Raw genomic sequence first — 24,285 nt, 5'->3', positions numbered from 1 at the left:
ACGACCCTCTCCATGCTTTCTCTCGTACGTCACGAACGCCCAGCTCGCGGCCTGCGCCGGCCTGTCGCTGTCCTGGCCGGAATCGCCGCGCTGCTCGTCCTCTCGAACGGGGCGGTGCGCGCGAATGACGATGACGACGATGACGACAATACCAAGCGGGTCCTGACCGATCCGACACCGGCCAAGGGCTGGATCATCACGCTGGGCGGCTCCTTCCAGGTCGGCCCGAAATATGACGGGGCAAACTCCGCCGGACCGTCCTTCATGCCGTCGCTGTCTTGGCGCCGCGCCGGTGAGCCGGCCGGGTTCAGCGCCCCCGACGACAGCCTGGACTACGCGATCTACGACACCGATCGCTTCGATATCGGCGTGGTCGGTGCCTATCGCGCCGGCCGTTATTCGGGTTCGAGCATCCGGCTTCTGGGCATGCGCGACGTGCCCTGGGCGATCGAGGCCGGCGTTTTCGCCGAATACTGGGTCCTTCCCGAGCGGCTGCGCACCCGCGTCGAGGTCCGCCAGGGCTTCAACGGGCATCATGGCGTGGTCGCCGATTTCTCGGCCGATTGGGTCGAGCGCTTCGGAGCCTTCACCTTCGCCGTCGGTCCGCGCGCCTCGCTCGGCAGCGCCTCCTATATGCGCCGGAACTTCGGCGTCCTGCCGGGAGAGGCTGCGCTCAACGGCACGATTTCCGCCTACAAGCCCGGCGCCGGCGCCAAATCGGTCGGTCTCGCGTCGTCGCTGGAATATGCGTGGTCGCCGAGCTTCTCGACCACGCTGTTCGCTCGCTACGACCGACTGGTCGGCGACGCCGGCAACTCGCCGCTGGTCGACAAGCTCGGCCAGCGTAACCAGTTCTCGGTCGGCATCGGCGCGAGCTATTCCTTCAACATCGGCGGCTGAGGCCGACCGGCGGGCGCTCAGGGCACCAGGATCACGCCCGAGCTGGCGAAGGAGAGCCAGACCGCCGTGCCTGGCAGCAGCATGTCGTCGACATCGTGGCTGATGACGAAGAGCTCGCCCACGGCGGTCTCTATCATCAGGTCGAGATGGTTGCCGAGATATGCGCATTTGCGGACACTGCCCGGCAGCGTGCCCTGGCTTTCATGGCGCGAGACCAGGAGGCTCTGCGGCCTGATCGCTGCCTTGGCCTGTCCCGGCTGCAGGCCGCGCGCCGCCAATGAGATGTTCGCCGGACCGATCGCGACAGCAGCCCGCCCGTCGGCGACCGATTTCACGGTGACGTCGACCATGTTGGCGTCGCCGATGAAGTCGGCGACGAAGGCGTCGGCCGGCTCCTCGTAGAGCTGGCGCGGCGTGCCTTCCTGGGCGATGCGGGAATTCGACATCACGATGATGCGGTCAGAGACGGCGAGCGCCTCCTCCTGGTCGTGGGTGACATAAGCGACGGTGAGGTTGAGCGTCTGCTGTAGTTCGCGAATCTCCTCGCGCACGCGCCGGCGCAGCTTGGCGTCGAGATTGGAGAGCGGCTCGTCGAAGAGCAGGACCTGCGGCTCCAGCACGAGGGCGCGGGCGACGGCGACGCGCTGCTGCTGGCCGCCTGAGAGCTCCGAGGGGAAACGCTTCTCGAAGCCCTTGAGGCCGACCAGCGCCAGCTTCTCCAGCGCCATTTCCTGCGCCTTGGCCTTGGACAGGCCCTTCACGGTCGGGCCGTAGGCGGCATTCTCGAGCACGTTCATATGCGGGAAGAGCGCATAGGACTGGAAGACCATGCTGACGTCGCGATCGGCGGCGGAGAGCCGGGTGACGTCCTTGTCGCCGATCAGGATCTGGCCCTCGCTGGCGATCTCCAGCCCGGCGATCATGCGCAGCGTCGTGGTCTTGCCGCAGCCGGAGGGGCCGAGCAGCGTGACGAGCTTGCCGGCCTCGATCGAGAAGCTGACATTGTCGACCGCCGTCACCGCGCCATAGCGCATGCTGACATTGCGGAACTCGACTGAGGCGGGGCCGGCCTTGGGCATGGCTGCAACGTATCCTTACTTGATCGGCTCGGCGGCGGAGGAGGCGAGGGCGGGCGTGGTGCTGCGCCGGCCGAGCTTGCGCTCGCCGACGCCGAGCTGGATCAGGCTGATGCCAATCGCCATCACCACGATCAGCACCGAGGAATAGGCGATGGCGAGGCCGAACTCGCCGGCCTCGACGCGGCCGACGATATAGGCGGTGGCGAGATTGTACTCGGCCGAGACCAGGAAGATCACGGCGCTCACCGTCGTCATGCTGCGCACGAAGCTGTAGATCAGCGCGGCGACGAGGGCCGGGCGCAGCAGCGGCAGCACCACCCGCCAGAGCGTGGTGAAGCTGCGGGCCGAGAGCGTCGCCGAAGCCTCGTCCAGGCTCTTGTCGATCTGCGACAGCCCGGCGATGCCGGAGCGCACCCCGACCGGCATGTTGCGGAAGACGAAGGCGATGATCAGGATCAACCCGGTGCCGGTGATCTCGACCGGCGGCACGTTGAAGGCGAGGATGTAGGCGACGCCGAGCACGGTGCCGGGAATGGCGAAGCTCAGCATGGTCGCAAATTCCAGCATGCCGCGTCCGGCGAAGCGCTGGCGCGTCAGGAGATAGGCGGTGAGCAGGCCGATGATCGCGGTCAGCGGCGCCGAGATCGCCGCGAGCTTCAGCGTGGTGAAGAAGGATGGCCAGGCCGAGCCGTCGAAATAGAGCCCGCGGCTGAAATCGATCGAGAAGCCGGTGATGTAGTGCTGTAGCGTCGGGGTGTGGTCGCGCCCCATCGTCTTCACGAAGCCGCCCATCAGGATGACGACGTAGATGACAGCGGTCAGCGCCACCCAGGGCACGATCACGAGAGCCGAAATCCAGGTGATCCGGCGCGGCAATGGCGTCGGCAGGCCGGAATCGCCCTTGCCGGTGACGGTGGTGTAGGACTTGCCGCCGAGCCAGTATTGCTGCGCCCAGAAGGCGGCGAGCGTGAAGCCGAGCAGGACAATGGCGAGCACCGCTGCCTGGCCCTGGTTATGCGCGGCGCCGACCACGGCGAAGAAGATCTTGGTCGAGAGCACCTCGAAATTGCCGCCGAGCACCAGCGGATTGCCGAAATCGGCCATGCTCTCGACGAAGCCGAGCAGGAAGGCATTGGCGAGGCCCGGTCGCAGCAGGGGCCAGGTCACCGTACGGAAGGTCGTCCAGCGCTTGGCGCCGAGCGTCTGGGAGGCTTCTTCCAGGCTCGGCGCGATGCCCTGCACGACGCCGATGAGCACGAGGAAGGCAATTGGCGCGAAGGCGAGCACCTGGGCGAGCAGCACGCCGGGCAGGCCGTAGATCCAGCGCGAGCGCGGAATGCCGAACCAGTCGAACATCAGTGTCGAGAACAGGCCCGAACGGCCGAAGAGCAGGATCAGCGCCAGGCCGATGACGAAGGGCGGCGTGATGATCGGCAGCACGGTGAGCAGGCGCATGGCCCGCTTGCCGGGCATGCCGGTGCGCAGGATCAGGAGCGCGCAGGCGAGGCCGAGCAAGGTGGTGATCAGCCCTGTCAGCACCGCCAGGATCAGTGTGTTCCAGGCGACGCCGCAATTGGTGTTGGCGCTGAGGCAGCCCAGCCCCCAGATCGTCGAGGAGAAGAGGCGCTCGACGAACTCGCCGAGGACGAGGGCGCCGCTGGAATCGACCAAAGCGCTGCGCAGGATCACTGCAACCGGCAGGAAGATGAAGATGACGATCAGCATGATGACGATGCCGATCGAGGAAGTGGTGAAAAGGTCGCCACGGCAGAGGCCGCGATAGGCGAGGCCGTGGCAGAGCAGCAGAAGCAGTGAGACGAGGGTGACGAGCGCGCCGAAGCCCATGCCAGGCTGGACGGCGCCGCTGCCGCCGAGCAGGGCGGCCAGCGCCGGCATGCCCTGGTCCCTGAGCGTGACGGCGAAGCCCTGGGCGAAGAAGACGGCGAGGCCGACAAAGCCGATCCAGGCCAGGAGCTTGCCGGTGCCGGCATTCTCCTGGCGGAAGGCGAGCAGGCTGGCAAGGAGAAGGGCGATGCCGACCGGCAGGAGCCAGGGTGCCGCCCCCGAGAGCACGAGCGCCAGCGCCGTGCCGGACTTGCCGAACGGATAGCCGGAAAGGCTCATCCCCTCGGGCAGATACCAGGGGATGAGTACATAGCCGAGCCAGCCGGCCAGCAGCGCAAGCCTCGTCGCGGGACGCATCGTCTCTCGCCTCTCGTCTCAGATGTCAGCGGTCAGCGTGCGCTCAACTGGGCGGCTCACTTCGGCAGCGCCTTGATCTCCTTGTCCCACTTCGTCAGCAGCCGGACGCGCTCGGCCGAGGAGCCGTATTTGACGAAGTCGTACTTGATCAGCTTCATGTCCGACATCTTCGGCGCCTGGGCCGGAACCGGTGCGTTCTTGTTCGACGGTACCTGATAGGACTTGGCCGGCGCGGCGAGCGCCTGTGCCGCCGGGGTCAGAGCCCAGTCGTAGAACTTCTTGGCATTGTCGAGATTGCGCGCGCCCTTGACGATCGACATCGAGCCGATCTCGTAGCCGGTGCCCTCGCAGGGGGCGACGGCCTTGATCGGGTCGCCCTGCACGGCGAAGACGACGGCGTCATGGATGAAGACGATGCCGACGGCGGTCTCGCCGAGGCTCGCCGCCTTGGCCGGCGCGGCGCCCGACTTGGTGTACTGGCTGATGTTCTTGTGCAGGGCCCTGAGATAGTCGAAGCCCTTGTCCTCGCCCATCAGCTGCACGACCGTGGCGAGCAGGTTGTAGGCGGTGCCGGAGGAGTTGGGGTCGGCGACCTGGACGTCGTCCTTCAGCTTGGGATCGAGCAGGTCGGCCCAGCATTTGGGCTCGTTGAGGCCCTTGGCCTTGATCTGCTGGGTGTTGTAGCCGAAGCCGAGCGCGCCGGCATAGATGCCGACCGAACGCTTCTTGGCGGCTTCCCACTGCGCCAGCGCCCATTCGTGCAGGTCCTTGTTGGCAGGCGATTCATAGTCCTGCGTCAAGCCTTCCTCGGCCGCCTGCAGATGTGGGTCGCCGGTGCCGCCCCACCAGATGTCGCCGCGCGGATTGGACGATTCCGCCTTGAGCTGGGCATAGATTTCGCCGGCCGACTTGCGGGTCATCGCGACCTTGATGCCGGTCTCCTTCTCGAAAGCGCCGCTCATGGCGCGGCACCATTCTTCCTGCACGCCGCAATACATGACGAGCGAGCCCTGCGCTTGGGCCGGCGCGGCGGCGAAAGCCGCGCTCGCGGCGGCGGCAAAGAGCCCGGCGCGAAGCCAGTGATGTTTCTGCATGGTCTTCCTCCCGATATCTGGTTCTGTCTGTTCTTGTTGGGTCGATAGTGACCGTTCGTCGGAAAAGATCAACGATCCCTGTGCCGGCTCATGATTCCGGTGATGCGCTCCAGCTCGGCCGTCAGCTCCGGGGTGCAGCACAGCACCGGGTTGCCGACCTTGATCGCATCGCCCGCGAAGAAGTCGTTGCTGTCGGCGCCGGCTTCGGCGGCGATCACCAGCCCGGCGGCGACGTCCCAGGCGTTGATGTGCAATTCGGCATAGGCTTCGGTGCGGCCGATCGCGACATGGCAGAGGCCGAGCGCGCCCGAGCCCGAGCGCTTGACCGAAGCGCCGGCAGCGAAGCCGCGCCCGACCGTGGCGAGATAATCCTCATTGGGAATGCGGGTCGACCAGCCGAATTCGAGATAGGCGCGGCGGATATCGGCCGTGCCGGAGACCTTGATCGGCTCGCCGTTCATGGTCGCGCCGCGGCCGCGGCGGCCGATATAGACCTCGCCCAGCGCCGGCGCCGAGATGATGCCGATCTCGGGCACGCCGTTGAGCAGCAGGCCGACCGAGATGCACCAGGTGCGATCGCCGCGGGCAAAGTTCGAAGTGCCGTCGATCGGATCGATGATCCAGACCGCGTCGGCCGCTTCGCCGCCGCCTTCCTCGCCGATCACGGCATCATCCGGAAACAACATGGCGAGGCGTTCGCGCAGGAAGACCTCGACCGCGCCGTCGGCGACGGTGAGCCAGTCCTGCGCGCCCTTCATGCTGACGCCGAGGCTGTCCTTGCGGCTGAAGTAGCCGAGCGCCAAGCGGCTCGCCTCGTCGACGAGGCCGAGGACCGCATATTGGCGCAGATCGAGTTCGGCAGGCGTCATCACAGCGCCTCGAGCGAAACGGCGACCGGCTTGCCGGTGCGGCGGGATTCGGTCGCGGCATCAGCCAGGATCTGGGCTTTCAGCCCGTCGAGGCCAGAGGGCGAGGGCGCGCGCTTGTCGCGGCAGGCCGTGACGAAGGCATCGAGCTCGGCGCGATAGGCCGCGGCGTAGCGCTCCAGGAAGAAGTTCTGCACGGGATCGGCGCGGAAGCCGGCGCCGGTCGCGATCTCCACCGTGGTCTCGTGGATATTGCCGGCGCGCAGCATGCCCTTGGAGCCGTGCACTTCGATGCGCTGGTCGTAGCCATAGGTGGCACGGCGCGAATTGGAGATCTGGGCGATGCGCCCGCTCGCGGTGCGCATCAGCACGGCGGCGGTGTCGACGTCGCCGGCCTGGCCGATCGCCGGATCGACCAAAGCCGAGCCGAGGGCGAAGACCTCGACCGGTTCCTCGGCGAGGAGGAAGCGTGCCATGTCGAAATCATGGATCATCATGTCGCGGAACAGGCCGCCCGAGCGCTTGACGTACTCGACCGGCGGGGGGCCGGGATCGCGCGAGATGACGCTGACGATCTCGATGGCGCCGGCCTCGCCCGCCCGCAGGCGGCCCTCCAGCGCGGCGAAGTTCGGGTCGAAGCGGCGGTTGAAGCCGATCATCAGTGGCTTGCCGGACTTCGAGACGACCTCGAGGCAGCGGCGGATGCGGCCGGCGTCGAGATCTACCGGCTTCTCGCAGAACACGGCCTTGCCAGCCGAGACGGCGGCCTCGATCAGGTCGGCATGGGTGTCGGTCGGCGTGCAGATCACCACGGCGTCGATGCCGGCATCGGCGAGGATCGCCTCGGTGCTTGCGACCTTGGCGCCGGACGCCTGGGCGAGCGAGGCGGCGGCCTCGGCGGACGCGTCGGAGAGCGCGACCAGTTGCGCATCTGAGCGCGCCGCGACATTGAGCCCGTGAATGCGCCCGATGCGGCCGGCGCCCAGCAATCCAAATCTCATCACGTCCGTGGTCCTGCGGTTCGAGAGTGCTCCGGCGCCTCAGTCGTGCGCGCCGAGAATGGTCTGGTCGAAGTCGACATTGGCGCCGGTCATCAGCCCCGATTCGGATGACGCCAGATAGGCGACGGCCTTGGCGACCTCGCGCGGATCGATCAGGCGGCCGAAGGGGCGGCTGGCCTCAGCCTTCTCCAGCCAGCCATCCTGCGCGTCATGGCGCAGGCGCATGATCGCATCCTCGCCCGGTGTCGCCATCCAGCCGATATTGAGGCCGTTGACGCGGATGCGGTCGGAAAGCAGTCCGTAGGCGGTGTTGCGGGTCAGTGTCGCCAGTGCGCCCTTCGAGACACTGTAGGCGGCGAGGAAGGGCTGGCCGCCATGGGCCGACATCGACTGGATGTTGACGATTGAACCCCGGGTGCCCTGCTGGCGCATCAGGGTCGCGGCATCCTGGATCAGGAAGAAGGGCGCGGTCAGGTTGACCGCCATGATGCGGGCATAGAGCTCAGGGCTGGTGTCGAAGATCGTGCCGCGATCGGTGTCGCCGGCGGCGTTGACGAGAATGTCGAGCCGGCCGAAAGCTTTCTCCGCGGCAGGGACGATTCCGCGGACCGCGTCGAGATCGGCAAGGTCGGCGGCGTGGAAGAGGGCGTTGCAGCCGGAGGCCTTCAGGCTGCTGGCGACCGCCTCGCCACGCCCGCGATTGCGGCCGGTGAGCACGAGTCCGGCAGCGCCGCGCGTGGCGAATTCCCGGGCGATCGCCTCGCCCAGACCCTGGCTGCCGCCGGTGACGACGGCGACCTTGCCATCGAGGTCGCGGCGAAAGTCGGTTGGCTCAGACAACGCGGTCTCTCCCTGGGAGTGCCATTGTCACAATGGCACATTATTTTTATTGCGCTTGACTAATGGAACAAACATTCCATTCTCTGGCGGCGCAAGTCAAGGCCGCGAGAGCCCCTGTTCCCGATGACATCGCCAGTGCAGCAGGAAACGCCAAAGGACGATTTCGACGGCTTCGTCGCCCTGTTGCGCGAGCGCGGGCCGAGCCTGCCGAAACGGCTGCGGCAGGTCGCCGATTACGCGCTCGCCAATCCCGACGATATGGCGCTCAGCACGGCGGCGCAGGTGGCACAGCAGGCCGGAGTGCAGGCTTCGACATTGGTGCGCTTCGCTCAGGCGCTCGACTATTCCGGCTTCAGCGAATTGCAGCAGCTCTTCCGCTCGCGGCTGCGCCAGCAATTCCCCGACTATCGCGAAAGGCTAGTCGCGCTCCGTGAAGACGGTGCGGCCGGGCCGAACATGGCGCAGGTGCTGCTCGATGGCTTCGTCGAGGCCAGCCGCAGCTCACTGACGCGGCTGCAATCGACCGTGAAACATCATGATGTCGACAGGGCGACCGACCTGCTTGCCGGGGCGGAGACGATCATCCTCATCGGTGCACGCCGGATGTTTACGGTGGTGTCCTATCTCGCCTATGCCTTCGGCAAGCTCGGCATCCGGGCGGTGCTGGTGGACAACATTGCCGCGCTCGGTCCCGAGCAGGCGGCGATTGCTCGCCAAGGCGATGTCGTCGTCGCCGTCAGCTGCGCGCCCTATACGCCGGCGACGGTGGCGATGGCGGCGCAGGCCCATGCCAAGGGCATTCCGGTGATCGCGATCACCGACAGCGCGCTCAGCCCGCTCGCCCAGCATTGTTCCCTGTGGCTCGAGGTCGAGGAGGCCGATTACGGTGCCTTCCGCTCGATGTCGGCCACCTTCGCACTTGCCATGACGCTTGCCGTCGGCACCGCCGAGAAAGCCCGTCCCGATGCCTGAACCCGTGCTCGACCTGATCTCGATCGGCCGCTCCTCGGTCGATCTCTATGGCCAGCAGATCGGCGGCCGACTGGAGGATATGGGCTCGTTCTCCAAGGCGGTCGGCGGCTGCCCGACCAATATCGCGATCGGCACGGCAAGGCTCGGCCTGAAATCGGCGGTGATCACCCGCGTCGGCGACGAGCAGATGGGCCGCTTCATCCTGGAGCAATTGCAGCGCGAGGGCGTCGAGACCAAGGGCGTCGTCGTCGATCCCAAGCGCCTGACCTCGCTGGTCATTCTTGGCGTGCGCGACGAGAAGACCTTCCCGCTGATCTTCTACCGCACCGACTGCGCCGATGCGGCGCTCGACGAGAGCGAGATCGACGAGGCCTTCATCGCTTCGGCCAAGGCAGTCGTCGTCACCGGCACGCATTTCGCCATTCCAAACGCGGCCAAGGCGCAGCGCAAGGCGATCGCATTCGCCCGCAAGCATGGCCGCAAGGTGGTGTTCGACGTCGACTACCGGCCCAATCTCTGGGGGCTCGCAGGTCATGCTGCCGGCGAGGAGCGCTATATCCGCTCGGACAGCGTCACCCAGCATCTGCAAGCGATCCTGCCGGAGTGCGACCTCATCGTCGGCACCGAGGAGGAATTGCACGCCGCCGGCGGCTCCGAGGACACGCTCGCCGCGATCCGCAATATCCGCGCGCTGAGCAAGGCGACGATCGTCTGCAAGCGCGGGCCGATGGGCTGTGTCGTCTTTCCGGGCGCCATTCCCGCTTCGATCGAGGACGGGATCAAGGGGCCGGGCTTCCCGGTCGAGGTCTATAATGTGCTGGGGGCGGGTGACGCCTTCATGTCCGGCTTCCTGCGCGGCTATCTCAGCGACGAGCCGATCGAGACCTGCTGCAAATGGGCCAATGCCTGCGGCGCCTTCGCCGTCTCGCGCCTGCTCTGCTCGCCGGAGAGCCCGACCTTCGCCGAGCTGCAGTTCTTTCTGAAACATGGCTCGCCGCATCGGGCGCTGCGCCATGACGTGGCGATCAACCATGTCCATTGGGCGACGACGCGCCGGCCGCAGGCCGCGACGCTGATGGCACTCGCCATCGACCATCGCTCCCAGGTCGAGGCGATGGCAGACGAGGCCGGCGTGCCGCGCGAGCGCATCCAGCTCTTCAAGCGGCTCGCCGTCGATGCCGCGGCGCGGATCGCGGAGGGTGCCGAGGGCTTCGGCATGCTGCTCGACGGGCGCCATGGCCGCGAGGCGCTGTTTCGGGCCGGTGATCACGGCTTCTGGGTGGCGCGGCCGCTGGAGGTGCCGGGTTCGCGGCCTCTCAGGCTGGAGACTGATGCCGACGGCTCGCTCGGTGCGGCGCTGAACGAGTGGCCGGTCGACCATGTCGCCAAGGTGCTGGCCTTCTACCATCCCGACGACGATGCGGCGCTGAAGGCCGAGCAGGAGGCGACGCTGAAGCGCGTCGCGCTCGCCTGCCGGCAGGTTGGTCGCGAATTGCTGGTCGAGATCATCTGCTCGAAGAACGGCCCGGTCGGCGACGACACCATGGCCTCGGTCATGCGCCGGCTCTATGCGATTGGCATCAAGCCGGATTGGTGGAAGCTGGAGGGGCAGCCCACTGCTGCTGCCTGGGCTGCGGTCGATGCCGCGATCGCCGAGAACGATCCCTATTGCCGCGGCGTCGTGCTGCTCGGCCTCGATGCGCCATTGCCGGAACTGGAGCTGGCCTTCAGGCTGGCGCAGACCGCAAAGACGGTAAAGGGTTTCGCGGTCGGGCGCTCGATCTTCGGCGAGGCGGCGCGCGGCTGGCTTGCGGGCGCGCTCGACGACGAGGCCGCGACCGCGATGATGGCCGAGCGCTTCGGCCGGCTGGTCGACGCCTGGCAAGCGCGCTGAGGAGATTGCGATCATGAGCACGGTACGGCTCACCATGGCGCAGGCGCTGGTGGCAGCGATGGCGGCGCAGAAGACGGTCGTCGGCGGCCGGACACTGCCGCTCTTCGCCGGTGTCTGGGCGATCTTCGGCCATGGCAATGTCGCCGGTCTCGGCGAGGCGCTGCATGGCGCCCGCGACATCCTGCCGACGCTGCGCGCCCATAACGAGCAGGCGATGGCGCACTCCGCGATCGCCTTCGCCAAGGTCTCGCGCCGGCGCCGGATGATGGCGGTGACGAGCTCGATCGGGCCGGGCGCGACCAATATGGTGACGGCCGCCGCGGTCGCGCATGTCAATCGCCTGCCACTGCTCCTGCTGCCGGGCGATGTCTTCGCCGGCCGCCGGCCCGATCCAGTGCTGCAGCAGATCGAGGATTTCGGTGATGGTACCGTTTCCGCCAATGACTGCTTTAAGGCCGTCTCGCGCTATTTCGACAGGATCACCCGGCCGGAGCAGATCATCCCCGCCTTCGAGCGGGCGATGCAGGTCCTGACTGATCCGTCGGAGTGTGGGCCGGTGACGCTGGCGCTGTGCCAGGACGTGCAGACGGAAGCCTATGATTATCCCGAAAGCTTCTTCGTCGAGCGGATCCGGCAGCCGCGCCGGACGCGTCCGGACGAGCAGGAGCTGGCGCAGGCGATAGAGCTGCTGAAAGCCGCGAAGCGGCCATTGGTCGTGGCTGGCGGCGGCACGCTCTACAGCGAGGCCGAAGGCGAGCTCGCCCGCTTTTGCCTGGCGCACGGCATCCCGAGCGCCGAGACGCAAGCCGGCAAGAGCGCCCTGCCGCATGACCATCCGCTCAATCTCGGCGCGATCGGCGTCACGGGTACCGGTGCAGCGAATGAAGCGGCGAAAACCGCCGATGTCGTGCTCGCGGTCGGCACGCGCCTGCAGGATTTCACCACCGGCTCGCGCGCGCTCTTCGCCGATCCCGGCTGCCGGATCATCGGGTTGAATACGCAAGCCTTTGATGCCGGCAAGCACGGTGCGCAGCCGCTGGTTGCCGACGCGAAGGCAGGCCTCGCCGAGCTGGAGGTCGCGCTGGCGGGCTGGAAAGCGCCGGCCGGCTGGACGGCTCAGGCGCAGGCATCGCGCGATGCCTGGCTCACCACCGCCGCGCGCTATACCGCGGCGAGCAATCAGGCCCTGCCAAGCGATGCGCAGGTTGTCGGCGCAGTGCAGCGCCAGAGCCGGACTAGCGACGTCGTGCTTTGCGCCGCCGGCGGCCTACCCGGCGAATTGCACAAGCTCTGGCAGGCCGGCGCGCCTGGCGGCTACCATATGGAATACGGCTATTCCTGCATGGGCTACGAGATCGCCGGCGGCCTCGGTGCCAAGCTCGCCGATCCCGCGCGCGAGGTCTTCGTCATGGTCGGTGACGGCTCCTATCTGATGATGAACTCGGAGATCGCGACCTCGGTGATGCTCGGCATCAAGCTCACCATCGTCGTGCTCGACAATCGCGGCTTTGGCTGCATCAACCGACTGCAGAATGCGACCGGCGGCGCCTCATTCAACAATCTCCTGCGCGACACCCGCCATGAGACGCTGCCCGAGATCGATTTCGCCGCGCATGCCGGCTCGATGGGCGCTATCGCATGCAAGGTCACGGGTCTAGCCGAGCTGGAATCGGCGCTCGCCGAGGCGCGCGGCCATGACCGCACCAGCGTCATCGTCATCGATACCGACCCGCTGATCTCGACTGATGCCGGCGGGCATTGGTGGGAGGTCGCGGTGCCCGAGATTTCGGTGCGCGACGAGGTCAAGGCGGCGCGCAAGCGCTATGACGGCGCGCTCGCCGCGCGCGACAACTGATCAAAGAGGACGACATGCCTATCCGTATCGGCGCCAACCCCATCGGCTGGTCGAATGACGATCTCCAGGACATCGGTGGCGCGACGCCGCTCGAAACCTGCCTGGCCGAGGCCCGCGAAGCCGGCTTCGTCGGCATGGAGCTTGGTCACAAGTTCCCGCGCGAGCCGAAAGCGCTGAAGGCGGCCCTCGACCCCTTCGGCATGGCCTGCATCTCCGGCTGGTATTCGGCCGAATTGCTAAAGCGCGATGCCGATGAGGAGATGAAGCACCTCCGGCCTCATCTCGACCTGCTGAAAGCGATGGGCTCGACTGTACTGGTCTTCGCCGAGACCTCGAACGCGATCCATGGCGACCGCAGCAAGCCCTTGTCGCAGCGGCCGGTGATGGCGGCGGGCGATTGGGCGCAGTTCGGCCGGCGAATCACCGAGGTCGCCGAGCGCACGCTCGCCGAAGGCGTCAGGCTGGTCTACCACCATCATATGGGCACGATCGTCGAGAGCGAGGCCGATATCGACGCCTTCATGGCGGCGACTGGCGAGGCGGCGCATCTGCTGCTCGACACCGGCCATGCCACCTGGGGCGGGGCCGATCCGGTCAAGCTCGCCGAGCGCTATCGTGCTCGCATCAGCCATGTCCATGCCAAGGACGTGCGCAAGGGCGTGATGGAGCAGGCGCGCCGGGAGGATTGGAGCTTCCTCGACGCCATTCTCGGCAAGGGCCGGGAGCTCGGCGTCTACACCGTGCCGGGCGACGGCATGGTCGACTACCCCGCGGTGTTCAAGGCGCTGCCGGGCTATTCCGGCTGGGTCGTGGTCGAGGCCGAGCAGGATCCCGAAAAGGCGCATCCGCTGACCTATGCCAAGAAGGGCGTCGCCCATCTCAAGCAGAGCCTGAAGGAGGCCGGGCTCGTCTGAGCTCGGGGACGATCATGTCGAAGCTGCTGGTCAAGCCGCAGGCGCCCGATGCCGAGGGGCGCATCCACGAGATCACGCCTGAAACGGCCGGCTGGGAGCATGTCGGCTTCGCCGTGTACCGGCTCGCCGACGGGCAGAGCCTGTCGCGCGAGACCGGTGGCAGGGAGCATTGCCTCGTCCTGCTCTCGGGCAAGGTTTCGGCCAGCGCCGGCGGTCAGGAGTTCGGCGTGATCGGCGGGCGCTCCTCGCCCTTCGAGCCTGATCCCTGGTCGCTTTATGTCCCGGCCGGCTCGAACTGGAGCGTCACGGCACAGGGGCCGTGCGAAATCGCGATCTGCTCGGCGCCGGGTAAGGCGGGAGCCCGTCCGGCCCGCGTCATCGCGGCCGCCGATGTCGGCTCGCTGACGCGCGGGGAGGGCAGCAACACCCGCCATGTCCGCAATATCCTGCCCGAGACGGAAAGCGCTGACGGCCTCCTCGTCGTCGAGGTGATCACGCCCTCGGGCTGCTGGTCGAGCTACCCGCCGCACAAGCACGATCGGGACAACCTGCCGGCTGAATCCCTGCTGGAAGAGACCTATTACCACCGCCTCAACCCGCCGCAGGGTTTTGGCTTCCAGCGCGTCTATACCGATGACCGCTCGCTCGACGAGACCATGGCGTTTTCGGATGGCGATGTCGTTTTGGTGCCCAGGGGATATCACCCAGTCGGCGCGCCGCATGGCTACGAGCTCTATTATCTCAACGTCATGGCCGGGCCGAAGCGGGTCTGGAAGTTCCACAACGACCCCGCGCATGAGTGGATGCTGAAGGCGTGAGCGAGGCTGCCGGGATCGAACTGATCGGCGACGAGGAGCTCGCCTATCTCCGCAGCCGCACGGCCTTCGCGTCCGGCGCCGGCATGGCGCTCGACGACGGCTATCGCCTGGCGCATCTGCCGTTGATCGACCCCGCCCATCCCAAGGCGATCGCGCGCAAGAACGGCACACATTACGAGAACGGCCGGCACCCTGCGATCTATTCGCTGGTCGTGCCGACGCTGGGTCTGACGGACGCCCCGGCGTATCGGGAGCTCGAACAAGAGCTGCGCGAGGCGCCATTCGCGAGCAAGATCGCCTGGGACATCGTGGCCAGGCGACAGGCAAAGCTGCATGCGACGGTGTGCGGCTCGCTGTCTGTCGGTGCGCCGCCGCTGATCGGTCCTGCGGCGCGAGAGGCGCTTTCGCGCATCGGGCCGGTCGCCATGGAGCTACGCGGCCTGTTCTCGGGCAATGTCAATCGCGGCCGGCTGTATCTGCGGCTCTACCCGGAACGCCGCGACGGGCAGAACGCCCTCCATCTCCTCCAGCGGGCGCTCGGGCGGCCGACCAGCGATCTCTATGTCGTCGGTATCTGGAACCTGAAGGACGACCTCGACGTTGCCGAGGCGGCAGCGCTTGCCGCCTTGGTTGAGCGCTGGTGGGACAGGCCGATCCGGCGCTTCAGCGCCGATGCGCTCTGGCTCATGGGAGCCGGGGACGACCTCGTGCTCGATTCTGAAATCGTCGAGACTCTGAGCCTGACATAGGCCGGCAACCGGCAAGGCGCCGTTCCGGCTTGCCTTGCCGGCCGGACGGGTCTACGTCGCGCTCACCGCTTTCAGTCGCCGCTCTGCGGCCCCGCGATCCCTTCGGCCCGCCTTGGGCGCCGCTGCCGGACGGATCGCCCAACCGACAAGGACCGACCATGGCCCGCAAGAAATCAAAGCCACTCGACGCCGCCTACGTGCTGTTCGACGTGTTCTACGAGGATGGCTCACGCAGCTCCAATCGCCGCGTTCCCACCGAATTGCTTGGCGGGATCGATGGCGACGAGCCCGCGCTGGAGGCAATTCAGGAGCAGGACCGCGTGATCGCCGAGAGGTCGGGCAAGCCGCCGCTTGCGATCCGGAGCGTGGTGCGGGCGGGCGATGCCGAGAAGCAAGCGGCTCGCCAGGCGGAGAAGGCCTCGCGCCGGGGCTGAGCCGCCCAGTCGATGGACTTACCGCTTGGCCCGGCGGCGAGCGGCGGGCTGTGACTGGCTGCTACTGCCGCTGCTGCTCAGAAGCGAGCCGATCACATAGAGCGCCAGGCCGACGCCGACGACAGCGGCGAGCGGCTCGCGTTCGCCGCGACGCACCAGCATCTGACCGCCTTCTCGGGCATAGTCACGGCCCATGTCGAGATAGTCCTGCCCGCGGTTGGCATAATCGCGGCCGCGATCGAGCTGTTCGCGACCATTGCCGACGAGATCGCGCCCGGCGCGCAGCGCCTGGTCGCTGTAGTCGCGCAGCATCCGCGTCCAGCCTGATGTGTCGGGCTGCCAGCTCGACCGGCGCGGCGTCATCGCCCAGGTGAGCAGGCCGACGCTGAGCGCGCCGACCGCGAAGGTCGCAAGCGGATGGCGGTTGACGGTTTCAACTGCCGCCTCGCCGGTTTCCTGGGCATAGCGGCCGGCATCGCGCAATGTGTCGCGTGGATCGATCTCGGCCAGTTTCTCCTTGGCCCGGCCATAGCCGTCCTTGACGGTCTCGGCCGTGCGGTTGGCGAGATCCGCGGCCCGAGCCGCGACGCTGCCTGTCGCCCGATCGATCTCATCCTCGTTGGAGGGCACGTCCGGTGGCAGGCGCTTGTCGTTGTCCATCGTTCGACTCCATGGGCTCGAATGGCTTCATGGTCGAAACGAAGGAGTAGCGGCAGGGTTCCGCTGCCGGGCGCGATTAGCGCGTGGCGCGACGCGTGGTGCGGACGACACTGGGGGCGCTGACGGCGCCGGCGGCCCCGCCGACCACGGCCCCGACTGGTCCAGCTATGACCGCTCCCGTCCCGGCGCCGACCGCAGCGCCGCTGACGCGTTGTTCCAGCGTCGTGCAGGCAGTGAGGCCGAGAGCGAGGATGGCGAGGGTGATTGCGAACTTCATCGGGACGTCCTTGAGTTGTTGCTGTGATGGAACGAGCAACTAGCCCAGAAGTTGCCGCAGGGCGATGGCAGAGATTTCCATCGTTGGTTAAGCTCGCCGCGGCGAGCTCGACTCATCGCCCAGGGAGACTGCACATGAAGACGCTTCTGTTCTCCACCGCCCTTGCTCTGATGACCATGGGTCTCGCCGGCGCGCCGGCCTCGGCCCTGACCATGAAGGAGTGCAGTACCAAGTATCAGGACGCCAAGAAGGCGAACACGCTGAAGGGCCAGAAGTGGAACGATTTCCGCAAGGCCAATTGCGCCGATGACGACGCCTCGGAGAACGATGCGGCTGCGGCGGTGACGGACGCTCCGGCTCCGGCGGCGACGCCGGCTGCGACCACGGCAGGCAAGCCGGCGGCGGCGACTCCGGCAAAGCCCGCCGGCAAGGCCAAGGCCGCGGTCTTCCCGCGGGTCGTCTCGCCGAAATACTCGGATGAGACCGCCGGCCGCGCGCGCCTCAAGACCTGCGCCGACCAGTACAACGCCAACAAGGCCGCGAACGCCAATGGCGAGCTGAAGTGGATCGAGAAGGGCGGCGGCTACTGGAGCCAGTGCAACGCCAAGCTCAAGGGCTGAGCAGGAATAGGTGTGGCGCGCCCGGGCCTCGGGCGCGCCGGCAATATCGTCTCGACCTTATGAGCGTCAGGCCTTGCCGACGCTGCCGTAGACCATCCGCCCCTTGTGGAAGGTGGCGCTGCGCGCTGGAACGCGTGCGACGGCCTCGGCGGAGCAGCTGGCACCGACCAGCGTGAAGCCAGCGGTGTCGCCGACCTTCGGCCAGGCGCGCTTGCCCTCGTCGTCGAGCGGCAGGACGCCGCCGGTGGCGATGGCGAGCGAGCGCGACAGCCGGAACTCGTCGGAGTTCCGATAGACCTGCGCGTAGAAATAGGACCGCTCCAGCATGTCGCCGCTGCCGAAGGGCGACCAATGGTCGATCACGCTGTCGGTGCCGGTCATCACGGAGACACCCTTGTCCTGCAATTGCGGCAGCGGCATCGTTAGGGCGCCGAGCGGCACGGTCGAGGCGATCGTCATCTTCTGGGCCGAAAGGCGCTGGATCGTCTCCGCCTGCAGACCGGGCGCCATGGTCGCCAGGGCAAAGCCGTGGCTGATCGTCACCTTGCCGCGCAGCGCCGGGTTCTTCTCGACCGTGTCGATCATGTAGGTGATGGCGGCAGCGCCGGACGGGCCGGTCTCGTGCAGATGGATGTCGACGCCCTTGCCGGTGTCGAGCGCGATCTGGAACATCGCGTCGAGCGATTTCTCCATCGCCTTGTCGACATTGGTCGGATCGAGCCCGCCGACATATTGCACGCCCATCTTCATGGCCTCGCGCATCAGCCCGTCGACCTTGGAATGCAGCAGGCCGTGCTGCGGGAAGGCGACGATCTCGCAGGAGAAGTCGTCGCGGTGCTTTTCGAGCGCGAGCAGCAGGTGCTCCAGGCTCTTCAGCCCGCTGACCGGATCGATGTTGCAATGGCTGCGGGCGGTGGTTGTGCCCTTCGACTGCAAGAGGGCGATCAGGCCTTCGGCGCGCTCCTGCGAGGTCGGCAGCAGCGTCGGGATCAGCTTCTCCTCCAGGGCGATCATGTCCATGATCGTCTTGCCCTGACGTGGGCGCGGCGCTTGCCAGGGTCCGCCATAGAAGGTCTTGTCGAGATGGATGTGCATGTCGCGCATCGCCGGCAGTGCCAGCTGACCCCCGGCGTCGTAGCGCGGCAGGGTGGCGGAAAGGGCAGCGCCGGCCGGATGCAGGGCGGTGATTGTCCCGTCCTTGACCTCCAGCGTGTAGAGCCCGGTGCGGGTGCCGACCACGATGTCGCCGTCATAGTCGAAGCCGTCTTCGAGGCGGACGCCGCCGAGATAGTAGTGGCGGTCGCTCAGCGTGGTGACACCGGTCTTGCCGGCGTCCTTCTCGGGCTTGCTCGGCGCCGCCTCGGCGCTGCCACCGGCGAGGCCGATGACCGTGGCGGCTGTGGTGAGCTGGCCCGTCTGCATGAGAAAACCCCTGCGGCTCTGGTGCTGCACGCTGCCCATGTCGTTTCCCCGGACTGATGTTGGTGTTCTCCCTCTACGAGAGGGCCGTCCGCGGTGGCAGCGATGTTTGCCCATGATGATCATTCGATTCGGCAATGATCAATGTGCCCAGGCCGATAGCCGGAAGCGGGCCTTGAAAAAACCTGCCTATGGCTCCAGCCCGCAGAAGGCGCTGAGTTGTCCGGCGAGAGCTATGGTCGCGTCCGGAGCGTTGTCGCGGTAGTAAAGCGCCAGTTCGAAGCCGGTCACGTCCGGCAGGCCTTCCGCCGCCCCAAGCACACGGTGGCCCTGCTGTCGGCAACTCGCCGGAAGCAAGGTCAGCCCGAGACCAGCGGCGGAGGCGGCGATGAGCGCAGCCAGGCTCGTGCTGGCGTAGCTGACGCGCCAGCGTATGCCGAGACCGTCCAGCGCCTCGCACAGTTCCTCGCGGTAGAGCCCGTTGAGCGGGAAGACCGCCAGCGGCACCGGCGCACGCTCGATGGCGGGGTGGGCCAGGCTGTCGAGCCAGAGCAATGGCTCGGGTCGCGCGGCGCGCGGTGGCTGGCGGCGGCGCTGCTTGACCAGGATCAGGTCCAGTTCCTCGCGCTCATAGGCGCTGTAGAGATCGGCGCTGAGGCCGCTGGTGACGTCGAGGCGCAGATGCGGCTCCGCCAGGCTGAACTGCGCGAGCAGGCCGGCGGTCGGAACGGTGAAATCCTCGGGCATGCCGAGCCTGAGCACGCCGTCGCGCCAGAAGCCGGTCAGCGCGTCATGCGCCTCTTCGTGCAGAGCGAGGATGCGCCTTGCATAGCTCAGCAGCCGGCTGCCTTCCTCAGTCAACTGGACCTGATGCGGGTTGCGCTCGAACAGCGGCTTGCCCAGCATCTCCTCCAGGCGCCTGACCTGCTGGCTGACGGTGGATTGCGACAGCGAGACCCGCTCGGCGGCGCGGGTGAAGCTCATGCTCTCGCAGACCGCGACGAAGCTCTGCAGCAGCTGCGGATTGAACATGGGATAGCGGGTCATCGTCGCGCTGCCGGGCGGTTCGAGGCGGGTCGCCCGATACTAGGCGGCGCAAGCGCCGGCAGCCAAGGCGAGGCCATCGCTCAAACTGCTTCAGCGGCATGATTTTGGGAGATCAACGATCAGTCGTCGGGCCTGCTGGAGCTGAGGGCCACCACACTGAGCTGACAGGGTGCCAAAACACGCCTTCTGTGTACAGGTTCAGTTTATGTTCTATCAGACTCTTGTTTTGTTCTGTCTCACCGTGCCGCACAATGACTGTCTCCTGTTGAGGTAAAAGTTGGGCTATCCTCGCCCGATTAGCCGCACGACGATGCTACGTCGGGAATCACCGCGCACCTTTGCCGGTCTAGGCTCGCTCGGTGTCGTCCTGAACGGCACGAAGCTCCGCACTGAGGCGGGCGAGCCGCTTCGTCACCTCGTCCAGCCTCATTTGGTCGACGGGGTCTTGCTGCCCTTCCGGCCCGAGTGTGAAAAGACCGTCGTCGGCCGCGGCCCGGAGTTGGCGGAAGATCTGGCGCAGCTGTGAGGCGAGGCTGAGGTCGAGGCGCTGCGGCGCCGGCTCGAAGGCGTGACCGGCGGTGAGTGGTCCGTGTCAGGGCCGGGAGCGAGGTGAAGTTGCGCGCGACCGGTTACGCGCTCCCACTCTCGGTCAGAACCTGATCTCGACCTTGCCCCTGAGCGTATGGTCGCGGGCGTTCGCGCCATAGACGCCGCCATAGCTCACACCGAGATTGACGCTGGACAGGCCGCGCCAATCCAGTCCGGCCTCGACGACGGCGGCATCGCGATCGGCCTGAGCGCTTGCGACGCGAAAGCTGGACGAGCCGCTGCTGAAGGCGGCCAGCGCCGTGGGCGTGACCTCGCCGAAGGAATGGCGCCAAGCTAGCGAGCTGCGCGCGAACAGGGGCCCGCCGCCGAGCCTGATCTCCGTCCGCAGGCCGAGCGTGGACAGACCGAACCATTGCGAGCCGGACGCCACCGCCAAGGCGGCGGAGCCGCCGGTTTCCGTCACCCTGTCGCTCTGCAGATTGAGCAGCACGACCTGCGCGAAGGGCTCGAGCCCGAACCGCCCGACATCGAAGCGATAGCCGACATCCAGAAAGGTCTGGGCCAGCATGCCTCCCGGGCTGGACGTCAGGCTTTCGCCGAAGTTCCGGAATGCGACGCGGCGATCGATGTCGCCGGCGCTCCAGCTGACGGCGGCGCCGAGCGTCAGGTTGAGGCCACCGAATCTGGCTGCACCGTAAAGCGCGGCATGAACATTGTCGGAAGAGCCGGAGGTCGCGCGCGTGGCGATGTCGAAATGCGAGCGCGTATAGCCCGCCGCCGCGCCCAGACGCCAGGTCTCATCGATCGCGACCTCGCCGCCGACGAGGAAGCCGCCGCCATTGCGCCTCATCGCGCCCGCGTTAGCGGTGCCGTCTGACCGGCCCTGATAGCCGATCGCTGTTCCCCAGGCCGAGAAGCGCGGCGCCGCCAGATTGGAGCGTGAAGCGCTGCCCGCCAAGACCCCGCCCGGCCCGTCGGCGCTCCAGGATGCGACGCCCGGGCCGGCAGCACCAGGGGGCAGCCGCGTATGCGACAGCAACGCGTCGCGCATCGCATTGCCGTCGGCCACCGTGTTCAATGCGTTGGCCGCATGTGCCTCGCCCGCCAGCAGGCTCAGGCCGGTGCGCGCTTCCGCGACGGTCGAGCCGATCAGCGCCTCGTAGACGCGATTGCCATTGCCCAGCGTCTCGGCCACGACTCCGACTGCGCTCTGGTTGGCCGTCGTCGCCACCGTATATCCCGTGCCGCCGAAACGCCGGTCGTTTCGGGCCATCGTCAGGGTCACATCGGTCGCGCCGTAGCTCAGCGAGGGCGTGAGGAAGGCGAGATCGGAGGTCACGGCCGAGAACTGGCCGCTGACACCGCCCTGCGCCGTCAGGATGGTGTAGCGTGTGACCTGGTTGTAGTCGCCATTGGCGGCGACGACCTGGACCGTGCCGCCAGACAGCGTTGCCATCCCGGACGCGACGATCCTGTCGCTCTGGCCCGAGGCATCGACCTCGACCCGATAGGTCGAGGCCGAGCCGAGGGAGACATTTCCGGCGACCGTCAGCGTGCCGATCGAATTGCCCGGAGCGACCGTGCCGGAAACGGCGGCAATGCCGCCGACCGTTCCGGCGCCGCCCAGCGTGCCGCCATTGACGACCACGGTCGAGCCCGCCAGCGACCCGTTGACGGACAGCGTGCCCGCTTCGACCGAGGTCTGGCCGGTGAAGCTGCTCGACCCCGTGAAGGTGACGACGCCGCTGCCGCGCTTGGTGACGGAGCCGGCGCCAGACAGGACACCGGCGTAAGTGCCCGTATTGCTCTGGTCGAACACCAGGGCTGCATCGACCTGGATCGCGCCCTGCAGGCTCGTCGTGGTCCCGGCCAGCGTGCCGCCGGAGACGGTCGTCCCCCCGGTGTAGCTGTTCGCCCCCGTCAGGGTCAGCGTCCCGCTCCCGACCTTCACGAGCGAGCCGCCTCTATAAAAATTCCCCTCACTGTCGATGATCGCACCGCTGAACGTCGTCGAAAGATTATTGCTGCCGACAGTCAGCTGCTTGGAGCCGAGCTCGACCGTGCCGGCCCCCTCGATCGAGCCTGCAGTCATGCCTGCTGTCGTTAAACTGAGTATGGCGAGCTCGCCGGACACGACGAACCGGGCATTGCCTCCCGTGCTGTATTCCGAAAAGGATACGGCAGTGCTGAAGCCAACGATGATCGTTGCATCGCCGGCCGTCGAATGTCCCTCGAATAGGGCTAACGAATAAGGTCGGATCGTTGCGTTGCCAGCTGTGCTGTCATCCTGAAATCTTAAATCCCGCGAGCTGATGTTCGAATCGGCGGCGGTGCTGGTGCCGCGAAATACAACAGCGCCATCGCTCGTGATGTGGGCGTTTCCGGCGCTCGCGGAATTGAGGAAGTACATCCCATTGAATCTGAAAACTTCAAACGTCTGCGTATTGCTCGAATTGTTGACGATCCCAGCTCCGTCGAAGGTAATACTTCCTCTGAAACGATAGGCTGGCGCATCCGCGTTGAAGGTGAAGCCGCCATGGGTCGAGAACATATAGTATTCGGTGCGAGCGCTCGTACCGAAATAGCCCGTTCCGGTCGGGACGGTTCCAGTGGACCAGTTCTGACCTTCGTTGGTATTGGCGCCCGGAGGGTTATAAAGCCAGGTCGCATCGGTGCCCGCGGCCTGCGCCGATCCGGACACTGACAGGCAGGCCATGATACCTGCATCGAGAGCGAAAGCGATGCACGCAATCCGCCGCCCCAGCGTCCGCATCCTGCCCCCATCGCCGCGAAGCCGCTCCGCATCGCACGCTGCCGCACAACCTAAGCGAGATAGCCTCATGGACCGGATAAGCGCAACAATTTCCTCGACGGCGTGCCCGGCAGGACGGGCGACGAGCGCGGGATCAAGGGCGTGCGGGGAGAGGCCGCCGTCGCCGCGCTGCGGGCGTCGATCGAGCGCTATGAGGAGATCAGGCGGGCGGGGGCCAGCGCATGAGCCCGATCCGCATCAACCGCAGCTGCGGCCGGGGCAAGCCGTCGCGCTCCTTCGCCGTGAAGCCCGTCACTCTCCCGACGTTCTCGTTCTACGGCCATCTGCCCGTCGTCTTCGCTGACGGGGAACTGGTCATCGGCAGGTGCGTCATACCAATGGGGCGCCGCGCATGAGCAGTCAGCAGATTGTACGTAAGGCCGGCCTGACAGGTGCGGCCATCGCCTCCAGCGAAGAGCAGGTGGAAGCCGACGCTGCGGCGAGCATTCCGCTCGCTCGTCAACTTGCCGCGCGAGGAAGAGATTGAGGCTTCGTCGCCGGAGATGCTGGTCGTCGCGCTCAAACGGGTCTGCGCAGCGCTCACCGCCGACAGCGTCGTGATGCCATCCGAAGCTTGCGAATCACTCGGGCTGGAGGACGGCGCGAGCTACGGTCAAGGGGCCGCGGCGGCCAAGGCGCAATGGAGCTGGGTTTCGCGATCAATCGTCGACCACGATCCATCGAGTACCGCGGCGACCCCACGGCTTCGATAGGAGAGGGCACACGGCCAAGCGCTGCCGCTTGTTGGGGTAAGACCACCTGGTCCCGCCAAATCCCGTTTAATCCCGGCTATTTAGCAGAAATCCCTGGTGGAGCTGAGGGGATTCGAACCCCTGACCTCTGCAGTGCGATTGCAGCGCTCTCCCATCTGAGCTACAGCCCCCAGGGCGCTGGCCTTCTAGGCCCTGCGTTGCGCTCCTGTCAATCGCTTGCGGCAGGAGTTTTGTGGGTGCTTGTCGCAGAGTGCCCGGCCTTCTCGGAGATGCTGCTCGATGCGTGCCGTTCTCGACGTCGTGATGCTGGCGCTGAACCTCTATGTCTGGATCCTGATCGCCTCGGCCGTGCTGAGCTGGCTGATCGCCTTCAACGTCGTCAACACCCGCAACCAGTTCGTCTCGACGGTCTGGGATTTCCTTTACCGCATCACCGAGCCGGCGCTGCGGCCGATCCGCAACATGCTGCCCAATCTCGGCGGCATCGACATCTCGCCGATCATCCTGCTGCTGCTGATCTTCTTCATCCAGAGCGTGATCACCCGCTACATCTACCCGAACGTTTTCTAG

At 66.7% G+C, this 24,285-nt stretch carries 22 protein-coding genes and 1 tRNA gene; 11 read left to right on the top strand and 12 right to left on the bottom strand.

What is annotated here, in order from left to right:
- Window positions 1–12 precede the first annotated feature (12 nt).
- Window positions 13–900, top strand: coding sequence for a MipA/OmpV family protein (locus tag GV161_RS03455; RefSeq protein WP_152011844.1), 888 nt, complete (start codon window positions 13–15; stop codon window positions 898–900).
- Window positions 901–917: 17 nt separating this feature from the next.
- Here the strand turns inward: GV161_RS03455 and GV161_RS03450 are convergent, their stop codons facing one another.
- The 6 genes from GV161_RS03450 to GV161_RS03425 all read right to left on the bottom strand — a co-directional run bounded on the left by GV161_RS03450 (window position 918) and on the right by GV161_RS03425 (window position 7,982).
- A complete protein-coding gene (locus GV161_RS03450) occupies window positions 918–1,979 on the bottom strand; it encodes an ABC transporter ATP-binding protein (RefSeq protein WP_152011845.1) in 1,062 nt (353 codons plus the stop codon).
- 15 nt (window positions 1,980–1,994) lie between these two features.
- Window positions 1,995–4,181, bottom strand: coding sequence for an iron ABC transporter permease (locus tag GV161_RS03445; RefSeq protein WP_152011846.1), 2,187 nt, complete (start codon window positions 4,179–4,181; stop codon window positions 1,995–1,997).
- A gap of 56 nt (window positions 4,182–4,237) precedes the next feature.
- Window positions 4,238–5,179, bottom strand: a complete 942-nt coding sequence (locus tag GV161_RS03440; protein WP_244623903.1) for an ABC transporter substrate-binding protein — start codon at window positions 5,177–5,179, stop codon at window positions 4,238–4,240.
- Between the two features lie 164 nt (window positions 5,180–5,343).
- Window positions 5,344–6,144 (bottom strand): inositol monophosphatase, encoded by an 801-nt coding sequence (locus tag GV161_RS03435; protein ID WP_152011848.1) that lies wholly within the window; start codon window positions 6,142–6,144, stop codon window positions 5,344–5,346.
- Complete coding sequence (iolG, locus tag GV161_RS03430) at window positions 6,144–7,145, bottom strand: inositol 2-dehydrogenase (protein WP_152011849.1); 1,002 nt, start codon at window positions 7,143–7,145, stop codon at window positions 6,144–6,146. The genes GV161_RS03435 and iolG overlap by 1 nt, the downstream gene beginning before the upstream one ends.
- A 36-nt stretch (window positions 7,146–7,181) precedes the next feature.
- Window positions 7,182–7,982 (bottom strand): SDR family oxidoreductase, encoded by an 801-nt coding sequence (locus GV161_RS03425; RefSeq protein WP_152011850.1) that lies wholly within the window; start codon window positions 7,980–7,982, stop codon window positions 7,182–7,184.
- A gap of 123 nt (window positions 7,983–8,105) precedes the next feature.
- On the opposite strand from GV161_RS03425, the gene GV161_RS03420 reads away from it, so the two are divergent.
- From GV161_RS03420 to GV161_RS03390, 7 genes are all read left to right on the top strand, one after another.
- Entirely contained in the window at window positions 8,106–8,954 is an 849-nt protein-coding gene (locus GV161_RS03420; protein WP_152011851.1) for a MurR/RpiR family transcriptional regulator, read from the top strand.
- Window positions 8,947–10,848, top strand: coding sequence for a 5-dehydro-2-deoxygluconokinase (gene iolC / locus GV161_RS03415; protein WP_152011852.1), 1,902 nt, complete (start codon window positions 8,947–8,949; stop codon window positions 10,846–10,848). Before GV161_RS03420 ends, iolC begins: the two co-directional genes overlap by 8 nt.
- Window positions 10,849–10,861: 13 nt before the next feature.
- A complete protein-coding gene (gene iolD, locus GV161_RS03410; RefSeq protein WP_152011853.1) occupies window positions 10,862–12,703 on the top strand; it encodes a 3D-(3,5/4)-trihydroxycyclohexane-1,2-dione acylhydrolase (decyclizing) in 1,842 nt (613 codons plus the stop codon).
- A gap of 14 nt (window positions 12,704–12,717) precedes the next feature.
- Window positions 12,718–13,617, top strand: coding sequence for a myo-inosose-2 dehydratase (gene iolE, locus GV161_RS03405; protein WP_152011854.1), 900 nt, complete (start codon window positions 12,718–12,720; stop codon window positions 13,615–13,617).
- Window positions 13,618–13,631: 14 nt separating this feature from the next.
- The gene (gene iolB / locus GV161_RS03400) at window positions 13,632–14,435 is read left to right on the top strand and encodes a 5-deoxy-glucuronate isomerase (protein ID WP_152011855.1); all 804 of its coding nucleotides are present in this window, start codon (window positions 13,632–13,634) and stop codon (window positions 14,433–14,435) included.
- Window positions 14,432–15,184, top strand: a complete 753-nt coding sequence (locus GV161_RS03395; protein WP_244623846.1) for a hypothetical protein — start codon at window positions 14,432–14,434, stop codon at window positions 15,182–15,184. The genes iolB and GV161_RS03395 overlap by 4 nt, the downstream gene beginning before the upstream one ends.
- A gap of 158 nt (window positions 15,185–15,342) precedes the next feature.
- Window positions 15,343–15,618 carry a hypothetical protein gene (locus tag GV161_RS03390; RefSeq protein ID WP_152011857.1) on the top strand — a complete coding sequence of 92 codons (276 nt, stop codon included), beginning with the start codon at window positions 15,343–15,345 and terminating at the stop codon, window positions 15,616–15,618.
- 18 nt (window positions 15,619–15,636) lie between these two features.
- On the opposite strand, the gene GV161_RS03385 is transcribed toward GV161_RS03390, so the two are convergent.
- Together GV161_RS03385 and GV161_RS03380 are read right to left on the bottom strand one after the other, a co-directional pair.
- Window positions 15,637–16,278: a hypothetical protein gene (locus GV161_RS03385; protein WP_152011858.1), complete on the bottom strand. Its 642-nt coding sequence runs from the start codon at window positions 16,276–16,278 to the stop codon at window positions 15,637–15,639.
- A 76-nt stretch (window positions 16,279–16,354) separates the two neighbouring features.
- Complete coding sequence (locus GV161_RS03380; RefSeq protein ID WP_152011859.1) at window positions 16,355–16,555, bottom strand: hypothetical protein; 201 nt, start codon at window positions 16,553–16,555, stop codon at window positions 16,355–16,357.
- Between the two features lie 134 nt (window positions 16,556–16,689).
- Between GV161_RS03380 and GV161_RS03375 the strand changes: the two genes are divergently transcribed.
- Window positions 16,690–17,175, top strand: a complete 486-nt coding sequence (locus GV161_RS03375) for a hypothetical protein (protein WP_193219467.1) — start codon at window positions 16,690–16,692, stop codon at window positions 17,173–17,175.
- A gap of 66 nt (window positions 17,176–17,241) precedes the next feature.
- Here GV161_RS03375 and GV161_RS03370 read toward each other — a convergent pair whose 3' ends face one another.
- The 3 genes from GV161_RS03370 to GV161_RS03360 all read right to left on the bottom strand — a co-directional run bounded on the left by GV161_RS03370 (window position 17,242) and on the right by GV161_RS03360 (window position 22,963).
- Window positions 17,242–18,597 carry an amidohydrolase family protein gene (locus GV161_RS03370; RefSeq protein WP_244623847.1) on the bottom strand — a complete coding sequence of 452 codons (1,356 nt, stop codon included), beginning with the start codon at window positions 18,595–18,597 and terminating at the stop codon, window positions 17,242–17,244.
- Window positions 18,598–18,783: 186 nt separating this feature from the next.
- On the bottom strand, window positions 18,784–19,641 hold the full coding sequence (locus tag GV161_RS03365; RefSeq protein WP_152011861.1) for a LysR family transcriptional regulator: 858 nt from the start codon (window positions 19,639–19,641) through the stop codon (window positions 18,784–18,786).
- Window positions 19,642–20,290: 649 nt separating this feature from the next.
- On the bottom strand, window positions 20,291–22,963 hold the full coding sequence (locus GV161_RS03360; protein ID WP_159650118.1) for an autotransporter domain-containing protein: 2,673 nt from the start codon (window positions 22,961–22,963) through the stop codon (window positions 20,291–20,293).
- Between the two features lie 391 nt (window positions 22,964–23,354).
- Between GV161_RS03360 and GV161_RS31305 the strand changes: the two genes are divergently transcribed.
- The gene (locus GV161_RS31305) at window positions 23,355–23,489 is read left to right on the top strand and encodes a hypothetical protein (RefSeq protein ID WP_280179013.1); all 135 of its coding nucleotides are present in this window, start codon (window positions 23,355–23,357) and stop codon (window positions 23,487–23,489) included.
- Between the two features lie 320 nt (window positions 23,490–23,809).
- On the opposite strand, the gene GV161_RS03355 is transcribed toward GV161_RS31305, so the two are convergent.
- Window positions 23,810–23,885 (bottom strand) — tRNA-Ala (locus GV161_RS03355).
- Window positions 23,886–23,994: 109 nt separating this feature from the next.
- Here GV161_RS03355 and GV161_RS30885 point away from each other — a divergent pair.
- Window positions 23,995–24,285, top strand: coding sequence for a YggT family protein (locus GV161_RS30885; RefSeq protein WP_091836582.1), 291 nt, complete (start codon window positions 23,995–23,997; stop codon window positions 24,283–24,285).

The sequence above is a fragment of the Bosea sp. 29B genome, assembly GCF_902506165.1.
In the GTDB taxonomy this organism is placed as follows: domain Bacteria; phylum Pseudomonadota; class Alphaproteobacteria; order Rhizobiales; family Beijerinckiaceae; genus Allobosea.
The sequence above is the reverse complement of the archived record's forward strand: the minus strand, read 5'-3'. Positions and strand labels throughout refer to the sequence as shown.